Origin of the sequence: Lacticaseibacillus pantheris DSM 15945 = JCM 12539 = NBRC 106106, from assembly GCF_001591865.1 — a bacterium.
GTDB classification, from domain to species: Bacteria; Bacillota; Bacilli; order Lactobacillales; family Lactobacillaceae; genus Lacticaseibacillus; species Lacticaseibacillus pantheris.
The window spans coordinates 39764-54427 of sequence record NZ_BCVS01000001.1 but is presented as its reverse complement, the minus strand read 5'-3'; the positions used below and the strand labels follow the sequence as shown (position 1 = coordinate 54427).

10 protein-coding genes are annotated in these 14664 nt (G+C 44.1%); 9 read left to right on the top strand and 1 reads right to left on the bottom strand.

The window, feature by feature from the left end:
- Positions 1–19 precede the first annotated feature (19 nt).
- The 4 genes from LPA02S_RS00235 to LPA02S_RS00220 all read left to right on the top strand — a co-directional run bounded on the left by LPA02S_RS00235 (position 20) and on the right by LPA02S_RS00220 (position 5084).
- Positions 20–925 carry a beta-1,6-N-acetylglucosaminyltransferase gene (locus LPA02S_RS00235; protein WP_056956538.1) on the top strand — a complete coding sequence of 302 codons (906 nt, stop codon included), beginning with the start codon at positions 20–22 and terminating at the stop codon, positions 923–925.
- A gap of 112 nt (positions 926–1037) precedes the next feature.
- On the top strand, positions 1038–1442 hold the full coding sequence (locus tag LPA02S_RS00230) for a GtrA family protein (protein WP_056956539.1): 405 nt from the start codon (positions 1038–1040) through the stop codon (positions 1440–1442).
- 39 nt (positions 1443–1481) lie between these two features.
- Positions 1482–4133 (top strand): YfhO family protein, encoded by a 2652-nt coding sequence (locus tag LPA02S_RS00225; RefSeq protein WP_056956540.1) that lies wholly within the window; start codon positions 1482–1484, stop codon positions 4131–4133.
- A 27-nt stretch (positions 4134–4160) separates the two neighbouring features.
- Complete coding sequence (locus LPA02S_RS00220; protein WP_056956541.1) at positions 4161–5084, top strand: glycosyltransferase family 2 protein; 924 nt, start codon at positions 4161–4163, stop codon at positions 5082–5084.
- Between the two features lie 73 nt (positions 5085–5157).
- Here LPA02S_RS00220 and galE read toward each other — a convergent pair whose 3' ends face one another.
- Entirely contained in the window at positions 5158–6150 is a 993-nt protein-coding gene (gene galE / locus LPA02S_RS00215; RefSeq protein WP_056956542.1) for a UDP-glucose 4-epimerase GalE, read from the bottom strand.
- A gap of 327 nt (positions 6151–6477) precedes the next feature.
- On the opposite strand from galE, the gene LPA02S_RS00210 reads away from it, so the two are divergent.
- The 5 genes from LPA02S_RS00210 to LPA02S_RS00190 all read left to right on the top strand — a co-directional run bounded on the left by LPA02S_RS00210 (position 6478) and on the right by LPA02S_RS00190 (position 14619).
- Positions 6478–7140: a sugar transferase gene (locus LPA02S_RS00210; RefSeq protein ID WP_054648691.1), complete on the top strand. Its 663-nt coding sequence runs from the start codon at positions 6478–6480 to the stop codon at positions 7138–7140.
- A 199-nt stretch (positions 7141–7339) separates the two neighbouring features.
- Positions 7340–10327, top strand: coding sequence for an LTA synthase family protein (locus LPA02S_RS00205; RefSeq protein ID WP_056956543.1), 2988 nt, complete (start codon positions 7340–7342; stop codon positions 10325–10327).
- Between the two features lie 124 nt (positions 10328–10451).
- Positions 10452–11927 (top strand): nicotinate phosphoribosyltransferase, encoded by a 1476-nt coding sequence (locus LPA02S_RS00200; protein WP_061777609.1) that lies wholly within the window; start codon positions 10452–10454, stop codon positions 11925–11927.
- A gap of 14 nt (positions 11928–11941) precedes the next feature.
- A complete protein-coding gene (nadE, locus tag LPA02S_RS00195) occupies positions 11942–12769 on the top strand; it encodes an NAD(+) synthase (RefSeq protein ID WP_054648703.1) in 828 nt (275 codons plus the stop codon).
- Positions 12770–12933: 164 nt separating this feature from the next.
- The gene (locus tag LPA02S_RS00190) at positions 12934–14619 is read left to right on the top strand and encodes a putative glycosyltransferase family protein (protein WP_056956545.1); all 1686 of its coding nucleotides are present in this window, start codon (positions 12934–12936) and stop codon (positions 14617–14619) included.
- The last annotated feature ends 45 nt before the right edge of the window (positions 14620–14664 follow it).

Below are 14664 nucleotides of genomic sequence, written 5' to 3'. Positions count from 1 at the left end.
AATTGGTGGGAAAACTGATATGAGTAAGCACGCATACTTAATCATAGCCAATCGTAATTTTGAGCAATTGGCACAACTCGTTAAAGTTCTTGATGATGAAAGAAATGATATCTACATCCAGATAGATAGAACTAGTCGAGAACATAGAGTTGCTATTGAAACTAAAAAATCCGTATTGAAAATTCTTGATGAAATTCCGATCTACTGGGGTGACTATTCTCAGATACAGGCAGAATTGAATTTATTCTCTGCAGCCGCTGTGCAACACTATGACTTTTATCATTTGATGTCAGGGCTTGATTTGCCACTCGCCAATCAAGATGAAATTCATGATTTCTTTAGTCAACATTATGGTCAGCAATTTGTTACCTTTTCTGCGCAACAGACCGATGTTCAATTACGCGTTAGAATGATGCCACACACTTTTAGGCATCATTTTCGTGAACAGTCAGACGGATTTCTAAGTTTGATTGCTAGATTGTATAGACGCATGGAGAATAAAGCGCTCAGCATAACTGCTGCGGCTAAGACTAGCGTCGATAAAATTGAATATGGATCCAACTGGGTTAGTCTTAGTGATGATTTTGTACAGTGTATGGTTAATCCGGACAACCTGAAGCGTATCCGATCAAAGTTTTCAAAGGGGTATCTCGTGGACGAGTTGTTAGTACCCTTTGAACTCAACGATTTAGGATTTAGGGATACGGTATACTACAGTCAACCGGTCAATGATCTCCCGCGCGAATTTCAGGGTAATCTGCGGTACATCAACTGGTGGGATGGAAAGCCATACACCTGGCGTGAAAAGGACTTTGACACTCTCATTAGAGCGAAGAGAATGGGGCACTTGTTTTCCCGTAAATTTGATGAAAATATTGATGCAGATATCGTACAAAGTGTAGTACAGCTTAGCTTGAACAAGTAATTTTTCCGAACAATCCAGGTGTAGAGTTCAGCCGGGGCAAATAAAGGCGAGAGACGACATGTATAATTGCTAAATATATATCTGTTGGTGACGCAGTGATTTGAGGTTAAGTATGATATTACGTTTATGGAAGAAATACAATAGCATCATTGCGTACCTTTTTTGGGGCGTAGTTACGACATTAGTAAATATTGGCGTATTTATGCTGTGGTACCATGCGGGTGGTAATTATCAAGTAGGTACTGTACTTGCGTGGTTTTTATCAGTTCTGGTTGCGTTTTTTAGCAATAAGGTTTGGGTGTTCAATAGCCACTATACTGGTGTGGCCGACACTTTGAGAGAGATGCTCTCTTTTTTTGGTGCGCGATTGCTAACCTTAGTTATTGATATCGTAATTACATGGTTAGGTATTTCAATACTGCACTGGGATGTTCTTGTGGTTAAGATTATAGACAATGTTGTTGTTGTGCTTGCCAACTATGTGTTTAGCAAGCTGTTTGTCTTTAGATCTCGATGAAGTTAACGCTGAGTTAATACGGATTGGAGCGTTCTGGGTGTGAAGTTCACTAATTTAAAACCAAAAACAAGACGTGACGGATATTATGTTTTAGCATTCATCATCCCATTGTTTTTTATGATTGGTATTTTCGTGGGATTACATACATATCCGTTTGGTAATAATACCGTTGTGTCGGGTGATTTTAATAATCAGTATCTGGCACTTTTTTCCTACCTGAAGAATGTTCTTACTGGCCGCGACAGTGGCCTATATTCTTTATCCATGGGATTAGGTGGCAATGCATTTGGTGTTTTAACTTACTATTTGTTGAGTCCGTTTAATTTACTGGTTGTTTTTTTCTCGAGGAATCAGTTTCCTCTCTTTGCTACGCTGACGACTTTACTCAAAATCTCGTGCATTGGTCTTACAATGTATACTTATCTTGTTCGTGCGCAGATTTTGCAACGGTTCCGTAAAGGCGCTTCTGCCAAGCTTATTGCAAGGTCAGCGTTAATCTTTTCCTCTGCGTTTGCACTAATGGGGTACGTAATAGCCTATAAAGAGTGCATCATGTGGCTGGATGCGATTATTCTTTTACCATTGATGCTTCTGAGTATCGAGAGAATAATTTTACGCGGTAAAATCAGCTTTTACATCGTGTGTTTTTCTTTGGCCGTGATAACAAATTACTATTTTGGTTATATCATTGGCCTCTTCTCTGGACTCTGCGTGCTCGGATGGATATTGTACAGTCTGTACGCCAAGAAGCGTGGAGTTATTAAGGTTATTGCACTATATGCTTTTGCCAATATCGTTAGTTTGCTGTTAACAGCTTTTGTCATTGTACCCAGTTTTTTATCCACGCTAGGAATAGCAAAGAATTCAAGCCATTCATACCGACCGGTTTACAGTGCTGCTAATGTTATTGTTCAATTATTCCAGACCAACCCGGGTGTGAATAATACTCCACTTGTTTTTGCCGGGGCGGTTGTAGTGGCATGTGTGATTTTATTTTTCGTCAATAGCAAGATTCGTCTGACGGACAAAATGATTGTCGCGGCTGGACTGATATTCATGTTTGTTTCTTCATGGTTGGATATTCTCTATTTGGTTTGGCACGTTATGGCCTGGCCCAACGGTTATGTACAAAGAGAAGCCTTTTTGATACCGTTTGTGTTGTGCATCATTGGCTTCATAGGCCTAGTTAGTATTTTGTCGGCAGGTAAAGAAACCAGACATAGATCGGCAATATCAGCTTTCTTCGTTTTTTTATTTATCAGTGGGATTGCTACATCGGATGCGGCACTCAAGTATGTTTTTATAGCAATTGTCTTAGCCATGATAACGTATGTCATTGTGGGATTTTCTCCAGCAAGAAGAATTGCGGTAGTTCCGGTCTTTGTTCTCGTGATCAGTCTGTGTAGTTTGTTTGTGGTGGATTTTAAACTACAGTCAACAATTGCTGGTTATAGCATGAAATATTCCGAGTACAGTAAATTTGACCAGACAACGACTAGCTTAATTGCTAAAGGGACTTCTGGCGATACAGGCGTATATCGCATTGGCAATCGTTATCAGGCCAATGACAACGACCCATTACTTTTTGGGTACGCAGGTCTTTCTAATTACGTCTCGCAACAGCCAACGGAGGTTACAGACTTCTTATCCACTTTGGGGTATTATCAGAAGCATACTTGGAAGCGGTGGTCCAATTACAACAACGGCTCTACGCTATCAATGGACCGGCTGTTAGGTGTTAAGTATTCTTATGGCAACACATCCGGTGAGTATTCAAGTCAGATTAATCGTATAAATGCCTCTATGGGTGGAGATAATAATATTTTAAATGTTCCTGTGGCTACAGGTATCTCTGTGGTCAAACAAGGCAAGGGGTATATCACCAAGGACAAAGAGGCTTTTCCCGTTGCATTTCGTGTGAACGGAACGAATATTGCGGGCAGTTTAGTCGCAAATTACGATACAATGCATGATCCGTTTTCAGTACAAAATAATTTGTGGAACAGGTTGTATCCCGATTCGTTGATGTTCCAGCACCAACTAGTTCAACAAACGGACAGCAAAGGTGTGTATTCGGTATTAGTATCTTCTTCGGGCAATGCCTACATGTATATTCCTACCACTCGAGGCATTGATCCTAAATCTGTTGACGTATATGTCAATGGTAAAAAGGTCAGTCAACTATTTGTAAATGATACCGAGAACGGTATTGTTTATCTCGGACATTTTGACAAGGGCCAGCGGGTTAATGTTTCCTTTGGCAATCATGGTTCCAAGACGGACAAGGGCGGCAATGTTGAAAACACGCCAATTGTTGTTACTGAGAACAACACGGTATATGAACGAGCATACAGATTGATGGCATCTGCGGGCGTTAGCAAGCAACAGGTTAAGGACGCCCAAATCACTTTTTCCACGGATGCTCACTTTGTAAAGGGCAATGTCGTTATCACGGTACCGTATGATTCGCACTGGGCAGCATATGTTGATGGGAAAAAAGTTACCACGAGTAGGGCGTTAGGTGAGCTAATGGCAGTTAATGTTAGTCAAGGGGCACACCGGATTGTGCTAAGATATAATGTCCCTGGGTTAAAATTAGGTATTGCTATGGCTATTGTAGGTCTCGCTCTCATTGTTGGATTCGAATCGATTTCGATGTATCGTAGACATCGGGAAAACAATCACAAATAAACTAGTTTGTGGGAGGAGAACAAGATATTGACTGATTTTGCAGCTATTATTCCTTGTCATAACGAGGAAGAAAATGTCCCGCTGATATACGCTGAGCTCAAAAAGACATTTGCTAAATTACCTGACTACAGATTAATCACGTGGTTCATAAACGATGGGTCCACAGACAAAACGTTGATGGCCATCAAATTGCTACAGTCTGAAAATTCGGATGTGCATTACATCGACATGTCACGTGCGTTTGGCAAAGAAGCTGGTATGTACGCGGGCTTATCAACTGCTAAGGCAGACTTATATTGTATTTTGGATGCTGACCTGCAGGATCCGCCGTCCATGATTCCTGAGATGTTGAAAGGAATCGATGACGGTTTCGATGTGGTTGGCGCGGCCCGTACCAATAGGGAAGGTGAACCACCAATCCGCTCTTTTTTTGCCAACATGTTCTACAAGATTATTAATGCTGTCAGCTCAACCCCAATTATTCCGGGGGCAAGGGACTTTCGTGTAATGACCAAGCAGGTCGTTCAGGCAGTATTGTCGCTCTCAGAAAGCCAGCGGTTCAGCAAGGGCCTGTTTAGCTGGGTGGGTTTCAAAACTAAGTACCTGCCATATAAAAATGTTGAACGGCAGCATGGTAAGACGAGCTGGAACTTCATGAGTCTGCTCAATTATTCACTTGACGGCCTAGTAGACTACTCCGACGCCCCGCTCACATTAGTATCAGGACTCGGATTGGTCAGCTTTATCGGTGCGACCATAGCGTTAATTTTTATCGTTATCAGAGCGGCAATTTATGGTGATCCTACCGCAGGATGGCCATCAATGGTATCAATTATGCTTATGATGGGTGGCCTCCAACTGCTTGCTATCGGTATTGTGGGTAGGTATATTGGCAGAATTTTCTTAGAGGTAAAAAACCGGCCAATATATATTGCTCGCAAAATAGAGTAATCAAAAATTCCCGTTACGAGATCGCAATGAACGATGCGACCCGTAGCGGGAATTTTTTTGCAGCTATTCGTGCTTATTTATCGTTATAGCCGTTTGGATGCGTTGAGTGCCACTTCCAGGCAGTGGCGATAATCTTCTCAATATCGTCGTACTGTGGCTTCCAGCCAAGGATATCGCGCGCCTTGGAAGAGTCAGCTACCAAAGTGTCAGGATCGCCAGGGCGGCGTGGTGCGTCCTCTGCTGGAATTTCTTTACCAGTAGCCTTGCGGGCCGCTTCAAGAATCTGGCGGTTTGAGAAGCCGGTTGCTGAGCCAAGGTTGAAGGCGTTACTTTCGTTACCCTCGGCCAGATACTTGAGGGCAAGAATGTGGGCATCAGCCAAGTCTACAACGTGGACGTAGTCGCGGACATTGGTGCCATCCGGAGTATCGTAGTCCGTACCAAAAATCTTCAAAGTGTCGCGCTGACCATTCGCCACCTGCAGAACGATTGGTACTAGGTGTGTTTCGGGACCGTGGTCTTCACCGATTGAACCATCTGCCTTAGCACCCGCAACGTTAAAGTAACGGAGTGCGACGAACTTAATGCCGTATGCCAGGTCGGACCAGTGCATGATTTTTTCCATCATCAGCTTGCTTTCACCGTAAGGGTTGATGGGCTCCTGTTTATCAGTTTCCTTGATTGGCACACTTTCGGGAGTGCCATATGTAGCGGCGGTTGAACTGAAGACGATCTGCTTAACGTCAAATTCGTTCATTACTTCAAGCACGTTAATTAGACCAGCGGTGTTGTTGTCAAAGTAGTCCAGTGGCTTCTCCATACTTTCCGGTACGATAGAAAAGGCCGCAAAGTGGACCACTGCATCGATGTTTTCTTTTTTAAAGACTGAACGCATGAATTCCTTGTCGCGTACGTCACCCTCATAAAAGCGGGCCTCGGGGCGTACAGCAGCACGGTGCCCTTTGACCAGGTTATCTACGACGGCCACATCCGTTTGTTGGTCGACCAGCCGATCGACCATATGGGAGCCGATGTAGCCGGCGCCACCCAAAACCAAAACAGTCATAACAGTTACCTCCAAAATGGTGAATTGTGAAATTCTTGTTACAGTATAGGCTCAGTGTAGCATACTGTACGTGGTTTCATGGTATGATTCTACTCGTGCGTGTTTGTGTAGTGTAGCGCATGCCTGATTGTATAAGGATTACTTAATAATCTACCTGACAAACCTCCTTCTGTCCTGGACGTAGGGGTGAGCGTGGTAATATAGACGTATGTTAGGGTTTGTGGTAAATTCACCATCAGTGAGTTTACGCTAAATGTTTGAACCGGAGATAATGCCACTCCCAAGTGTCTGTGTTCTGGCGACAATATTTTAGGAGAGTATAAAATCATGAAAGCAAGTAGTAGAACTACTGGAGTTGAACTTATGCGTGCCAGCACAATATTATACAAGGTGACGAAGCGCTTGATGGATATCGTCGGCAGTTGTATCGCATTAGTCCTCTTTTCACCGATAATTTTATATATTGTTATTGCCATTAAACTTGAGGATCGCGGGCCGGTTTTATATAAACAAACGCGTGTTGGTAAGGACGGTCAGGAATTTGAATTGTGGAAGTTCCGCTCGATGGTCCAAGGTGCCGATAAAATCAAGGGCGAGTTGGCTGATCAAAACGAGATTGAAGACGGGCCGATGTTCAAGATGAAGGATGATCCACGAATTACTAAGACTGGTAAGTTTATCCGCCATCATTCGTTGGATGAGGTCCCTCAGTTTGTCAATATTCTTAAGGGCGATATGAGTCTTGTTGGGCCGCGACCAGCATTACCTAAAGAGGTTGCTGAGTATAGTGAGCGGGACAAGGAGCGTCTACAAGTAATCCCTGGGTTAACCGGACTTTGGCAAGTGAGTGGCCGAAGTAAATTAACCTTTGCGCAGATGGTTGATTTAGACTTGCAATACATTGGTCAGCGTTCAATCAGCTGTGACGTTAGGATTATCGTCAAAACCTTTTTCCAAATGTTTGACCCTAAAGATACTGGAGCTTATTAGAATTTCTTCATTAAATATCAAAGCATAGCGAGTAGTCGGTTTGTAATTTACAAACGATTACTCGCTTTTTTATTTGGGCAAAGCTAATGGTTTCTACAATTTTTATGTAAATGTTGGTTATTAGATACTGGTTGGGATATGATTAATACCATGAACTGGTTTTAGGTACAGGTTTCGTTTACATATCGGGGAGAATTTTATGGATTCAAACAATAGGGAAAATAGTAGTATTTGGTTTAGGTTATCACTGATTGCTGCTGCCGTGGTGGCAGGATGGTTTGCAATTTTTTGGAAAACTAGTCCGGAGGTGCTCAGCGCTCAGACAATTAGCGCTAAGTATGAATTGGCAATCATTTTGAAGCAGTTCACCGGCGTAGCAATTCCGTTCATACTGATTGCACTCGGATATATTTTTGCCAATTACGATGGTGTTCGAATTAGACTTTTGTGGATGGTGTCGGTCACGACGGGCCTGCTATTGGCCGTGGTGATGGTTGTTGTATACAAGGTATTCAATATTTCCTTCATTTACGATGCGGTTATGCCTGTACTTCGAAACACATACGCCCCTGTAACGGGTGTGGCCATAGGTGCAGTCTTTCTGCCGGCAATTAAGAGATTTGTGGCTGATATGGGCAAACGTGCGTTTTATGGGGCCACTATATTAGTGCTTGTTGTGCCGGCTGTTTTCAATAAGGATGTATTTTTGTTCAACGGCGGTAATAGCCTGTGGTTTGGTTTTTACTGTTTTATTATTGGTGTGGGTCTCTTCGAGTATCACCAGCGGCGCGGTTTAATCTACACAGGACTTCAGACCACACTCATGATACTCATGGGCGCGTTGGCAACTGTTTTGATGACGCATATATCCAGCGTTAATTATGACGATATGTCGGCAAGTGTTAGGTTTGTCAGTTACAGCTCAATCTTTTCTGTTTTAACTGCAATTAGCGCGGTCCAATTTTTTACTGTTGGTGCCGATCGACGAACACGCAACATTTCATGGGACCTCACAATTGGATTCGTTGGTTTGATGATTGGTACGGGCGACTGGCTTGCGACTGGTTCTCTGGGCATCATTAATAGCTTTAATGTGGTGGGCACCAAAGCAACGGCCGTAATTGCCCTATTATTGGCTGCGGGGCTTCTTTTGATAGGTGTGGCTACTGCGACAGCTTCTGAAAGGTTATACTCCCGTTTGACCGAATTTAAGATTTGGTCCTTTGGCTCTCTGAGTGAGGCGATTAAGTTCATTTTATCAGGGGTTAAACATGGACTTAAAGTTGTGAGGAGTAGACTGGCCTTATTCTCGATGTTGATATGGATGTTATTGTTGTCAGCCTTGTCGATTATTGGGTCAAACTTTTCCTGGCAAATAGTGCCGACTGCAAAAAGTGAAAACCTGATTTTGTACGTTCTATTTGACCGGTTTTCAATCATACTTTTAACTTTCCTAGTAGTCTTATCAATATTTTTTGTGATACTGGCAGTTACTACACGCTATTGGGTCAGTGTTAATTTAACTACTATTATTGTTGTCGGCTTCGTGGTTGTTAACCGATTGAAGTCGGCGGCCAGACAAGAACCACTATTACCGTCCGATTTATCCATGATTAAGGCGTTCCCGAGTCTATTGGGTATGGTAAGTATACCGTTCATAGTAGCTACTGTTATCGTTATGGTATTGGTTGTATTGTTAACTGTATGGTTGGAACGGGCGCATCCGGTCCATATGGGAACATGGAAGTTACGGGTTTTGGCGTTGGTACTTCCGTTATTGATGACAGGGTTTGTATCACGCATGAACCATACTGGTGGTGTCTCCTCTACCATTGCAATCGGTATGGGCGATGGGCCGCGGTTCTACAACCAATTGGCTGGAGCGGAAAATAATGGTGCTGTCATGCAGTTCTTGAACAATGTGGACATGACCGCAATGAACGAACCCCAAGGTTACTCTAAAGCAGCGATGATGCGGATTAAAAGCGAGTACGTTGCTGAGGCCAAAAAACTGAACAAAACCAGGGCGAATGATTTTGCCAAACAAACGATTATTTTGAATTTAAGTGAAAGTTTTGCGGATCCTACCCGCGTTCCCAATCTTAGTCTGAATAAGGACCCGATTCCGTACATTCGATCACTAAAAAGACAAACTACGGCAGGGGTAATGATGAGTTCCGGGTATGGTGGGGGAACGGCCAACATGGAGTACGCTTCATTGACCAGTTTGGATTTAGCGGCATTTGCACCGTCCTTATCAACACCCTTTACGCAGTTACCATTCACGAATTCGTACGGTCCCTCGATTGCCAAACTATTTACCGATACTAGTGGAATTCATCCCAATACTGCCCTGTATTATCGTCGAATCCACGATTACCCAAAGTTAGGAATTAAAAAATTTTATTATCTTGGTAGCAAGTACAAAATTAAGCATCAGAAGAAAATTGAGAACAGTCCATATCTTTCCGATGAGACGGCGTACGATAACGCTGAACTAAGGATTAATAGTACGCAGTCGGGACAGTTTATTAACCTGGTTACTATGCAGAACCATTATCCTTACAGCGATCATTACTACACCAACAAAGGGTTTGAGGCATCCGGATCCGCCCTGAGTAGTAATACTGATACTGATGAAGTAGAACAGTTTGCTACTGGATTATCGTACACGGATACCGCAGTCAAAAAGTTCATCAAGGAAATAGACAACATCAACAAGCCAATTACCTTTATCTGGTACGGTGATCACCTTCCAGGCGGCATTTATGATGGACTCGACGTGACGAAGAACAACGTAGCCCTGCACGAGACTGACTACTTCATTTATTCCAATAAGTACGCCCGCGAGCACGAGGGGGCGGCCAAGAAACTGAATTATTCGGTGACTGATCCGAGTCAATTCACTTCGCTGGCGATGATGCAAACCAATTCTAAGGTGTCGGCATACTACGCCATGATGAACGATGTCACCAAAAAGTTACCGGCTATGTCAGTCAACCTTAATGCAACTGAATCAGATACCAACCGAGCACTGATGGTTAACGAGCAGGGCAAGCAGGTTAACGCATCCAGTTTGTCCGCAAAACAGAAAAAATTGTTGCGCGATTATAAACTAATTCAGTACGATACGGTGTCTGGTAAACACTATCTGGGAGATGATTTCTTTACCAAAATCATCAAATAAACTGATAGTTTGTTATCCATAACTGGTGTTAAAGCCGTCTACGGGGTAAAATACCCGTGACGGCTTTTTCAGTAAATATGGTGGTGTACTCTTTGGGCATCACGTAACTACGAGGAGAATTATAATGACAACGACATTTCCCGATGATAGCTTAGCGCTACATACGGATTTGTACGAAATTAACATGATGTATACGTACTGGCGGGAAGGCATTGCTGAGCGTAATGCCGTCTTTGAATCGTATTTCCGTACGATTCCGTATGGCAACGGATACGCCGTGTTTGCCGGCCTAGAACGGGTTGTGCAGTATTTACAAGGTTTACGGTTTAGCGACACGGATATCGCGTATCTGCGGGAGACGCAGGATTACGATGAGGATTTTTTGCAGTACCTCAAAGATATGCGATTGGGGCTAAGCATTCGTTCTGCAGTTGAAGGGGACTTGGTTTTTAACAATGAACCCGTTATGCAGATTGAGGGCCCATTGGTTCAGGGTCAGCTAGTCGAAACCGCCATCTTGAACATCATTAACTACCAAATTCTAATTGCGACCAAGGCTTCTCGGATTCGTTCCGCAGCAGGCAGTGACCCGCTGCTGGAGTTTGGCTCCCGGCGCGCCCAAGAGATGGACGCGGCTCTGTGGGGAACGCGGGCTGCTTATATTGGTGGTTTTGATGCCACTAGTAATGTCCGCGCAGCGAAGATTTTTGACATTCCGGCTAGTGGGACGCACGCACATTCGCTTATTCAAACCTACCGTAATGATTACGAAGGTATGATGGCCTATGCACGCACGCACCATGACTGTGTATTCCTGGTTGATACGTATGATACCTTGCGTAGTGGGGTTCCTAGCGCGATTCGTGTTGCCAAAGAAATGGGCGACAAGATTAGCTTCCAGGGCGTGCGTATCGACAGTGGTGACATGGCCTACATTAGTAAGCGGGTCCGGCAGCAACTAGACGAAGCTGGCTTCGATCAGGCTAAGATCTATGCGTCTAACGACCTGGATGAAAAAACCATTCAGAACCTGAAGATGCAAGGTGCGAAGATTGACGTCTGGGGTGTGGGTACACGTGTCATTACGGCTTACGACCAGCCAGCTTTAGGCGCTGTATACAAGCTGGTGTCAATTGAGAGTGATGATGGTAGCATGGTTGATACCATTAAGCTATCGAGCAACGCCGAAAAGGTATCGACACCTGGTAAAAAGCAAGTGTGGCGGATTACGGATACGAAGGATGGCAAGTCGGAAGGGGATTACGTCGCTGTTAGCGATGAAAATCCGGCTGCACAATCTGAGCTGTACATGTTCCACCCTAACTACACTTATATCAATAAGACGTTGCACAACTTTACTGCACGCCCAGTACTACAGGATATCTTTGACCACGGCGAGCTGGTGTATGAATTACCAAATTTGCACGCGATTCGTGCTTACGCGGCCAGCAACATGGACTCGCTTTGGGACGAATACAAGCGGGATCTCAACCCACAGGAATACCCGGTTGACCTTTCGCAAAAGTTGTATGACCACAAGATGGACTACATTCAGCAAGTCCGTGCAGCGGTAGCCAAGTCGATTGATGAACTTAATTAGTGGGGGAACTACGGATGCGAACATTACAGAAGAAAATTATTACGGCCTTACATGCAGTGCCTAGTATTGATCCAGAGAAAGAAATCCGGACTCGCGTCGACTTTCTCAAGGACTATATGAAAGCTAACTCGTTTTTGAAGACTTATGTCTTAGGAATCTCAGGCGGTCAGGATTCCAGTCTGGCGGGGACGTTAGCGGAACACGCTGTTACCGAACTACGCGCAGAGACTGGTGACGATTCGTACCAGTTCATTGCTGTCCGGCTGCCATACGGTGAGCAGGCTGACGAGGCCGACGCTATGCAGTCCATAGAATTCATGCAGGCCGACCAAACCATGCGCGTTAACATTAAGTCTAGCGTCGACGCGATGGAGCAGGCAGTCGTGGCTAACGGCATTGAAATTTCTGACTTCAACAAGGGTAACATCAAGGCGCGCGCGCGGATGATTGCCCAATATGCGATTGCGGGTCAAACCCACGGTGTCGTGATTGGTACTGACCATGCCGCCGAGGCCGTTACTGGCTTCTACACGAAGTTTGGTGATGGCGGGGCGGACTTAACCCCGCTTACTGGGCTCAACAAGAGTCAGGGGGCGTCCATGTTGAAAGCTCTGGGTGCACCAGCGCACCTCTACGAAAAGGCGCCCACTGCTGATTTGGAAGATAACCGTCCTGCACTAGCAGATGAGGTTGCGTTAGGGGTCACCTACCGCAACATTGACGATTACCTCGAAGGCAAAGAAGTGGATGACGCCGTGGCGGAGAAGATTGAGGCTTGGTACCTGAAGACCGAGCACAAGCGGCACCTACCGGCGACGGTATTTGATGAGTTTTGGAAATAGCTACACGGTATGAATGGAGGAACACCATGTCTTTAGGCTCTTTTACTGGGTTAGAACCTAAGCGGCGGTCAAGATTTAACAGCCGGATTTTGCGTTTTGGTGCAAAGTCGCTGGGCACAAGTGGTCAAACCACTATTAGTACGTCTGTGGGGGCTGTGCTCTAGATGAAGGCTAGGTATAGAATCCCCATAACTGTTGTTTATTATTTGGCACTGTCTTTGGTAATGGTTTATCCATTATACAAGACAGGGTTTTTGTTTAATGGCTATGACCAGGTATTCCATCTATCTCGAGCACACGAGCTCGCAACTGCTTTTAAAGCAGGTCATTTTGGATACAGCTATGCGATGAATAGCTTCAACGATGTTGGCCAGGCAGTGGGTGTGTTTTACCCCAGTCTTAGTGTTTTGGTATTGGCCATATTCCAGTTGTTGTTTAGCAATCTTGTCTTGAGCACTTACATGGCGGTTTTTGTTACTGTCTTCCTGGGGCTATTAATTAGCCATTACGCCATAATGAGATTGAAGAAGGGCCACCTGACTGCGGCCATTTTTTCCAGCCTATACATTGGGTCTACCATATTTTTGAATGTTTGTTTCGTGTGGTTCGACATGGGGTGGTTGTGGGCACTGATTTTTATTCCGTTAGTTTTATCGGGATTCGTGCAAATATTTGCTCATCGTAGCGCAACGGTCACTGACTTTGTCATTGGGATAGCTGCGCTCCTGCTTAGCCACATAGTTAGCTTTTTTGTAGTATTGTCTGGCCTCGTGGTAGTTACAGTTATAATTGCTTTCTATCGTTCTGATTTTTACTTCTACCTCAGAAAGTTTATTCTTGGTGGCCTGGTAGCTATGGGATGCACAGCCTTCTTTTGGATTAAGTTTGTGCGCATTTACTTAACAAACACGATTAGCGGAGTGAACAAAATAGATTCATCGTTCTACGCTTTAAAGCCAGGAACCATTTTCACGGATTCGCTTAATAATACATCGGTTACAGGAAATATTGGCGCTATAATTCTGTTGGTCTTAATCGTATTACTCACGCAGAAAAATAAATTTGATTTGTTAGATGGTTCGGCATTGGCCGGTTCGATTTTGTGCTTGTTTTTATCTAGTTCACTATTCCCGTGGATTCACGTTCAAAAATATCTTGGTAGTTTCATTCAATATCCGGTGCGGTTTTTAAGCGTAGCCATGGTGGGACTGGCATTTGTTGCCGCTGATGTATTGTCCCAGATGTTGTCGACTAAAGAATATAGATTTAAAACTTTGACTACCAGCGGTTTAGCTTTGGGCCTGATCCTGACGGCTTTTTCGTCTGCGACTGAGCTTTCCAGTCATCTTGATACAAATGATCAATTACGGACGCCATCTATCAATGTCCTCGCGCAGCCGTCCAATAAATTCAATGAAAATGCTGCAAAGCACATATTCAGCGAAAGATTTTTGATGGCCGGGCAGTTCGATTATTGGCCTCAACAAAGTATTAAATTCGGTCAGGATATTATCAGGCACGTTGGAGCAATCAATGGTAAAAAAGTGCGATTGTCCCCGACACCGGTGAAAAATGGTCTCTCCTACCATGTATCCCTTAAAAAGGGTGATCAGGTCGATTTACCGCTTTTGTCATACGGCGATGGGCTTAAGGTGCCTAATGGCCTAAAGGTGACCACTAGTCACCGGGGAACGGTTCTAATTACGAGCAACAAACCGGTTAAATCGATTGTGGTTGAAAGAACTAACAGCATCATTGATATTTTGGCAAATGTAGTCTCTGTTTTGGTGGCGATTTCCTTCGCATTTTTATGGGCACACAAGAAATTCGGTTTAAAAAGAATATTCTAATTGCAATGGTCAATTGAGGGCTACTAAAAGAATCCCGTTTCGTCA

Bases quoted from the DNA above. Each gene is read 5' to 3' on its own strand.
- nadE (WP_054648703.1), top strand. From the start codon at position 11,942: ATGCGAACATTACAGAAGAAAATTATTACGGCCTTACATGCAGTGCCT.
- LPA02S_RS00200 (WP_061777609.1), top strand. From the start codon at position 10,452: ATGACAACGACATTTCCCGATGATAGCTTAGCGCTACATACGGATTTG.
- LPA02S_RS00230 (WP_056956539.1), top strand. From the start codon at position 1,038: ATGATATTACGTTTATGGAAGAAATACAATAGCATCATTGCGTACCTT.
- LPA02S_RS00235 (WP_056956538.1), top strand. From the start codon at position 20: ATGAGTAAGCACGCATACTTAATCATAGCCAATCGTAATTTTGAGCAA.
- LPA02S_RS00210 (WP_054648691.1), top strand. From the start codon at position 6,478: ATGAAAGCAAGTAGTAGAACTACTGGAGTTGAACTTATGCGTGCCAGC.
- LPA02S_RS00205 (WP_056956543.1), top strand. From the start codon at position 7,340: ATGGATTCAAACAATAGGGAAAATAGTAGTATTTGGTTTAGGTTATCA.
- LPA02S_RS00190 (WP_056956545.1), top strand. From the start codon at position 12,934: ATGAAGGCTAGGTATAGAATCCCCATAACTGTTGTTTATTATTTGGCA.
- galE (WP_056956542.1), bottom strand. From the start codon at position 6,150: ATGACTGTTTTGGTTTTGGGTGGCGCCGGCTACATCGGCTCCCATATG.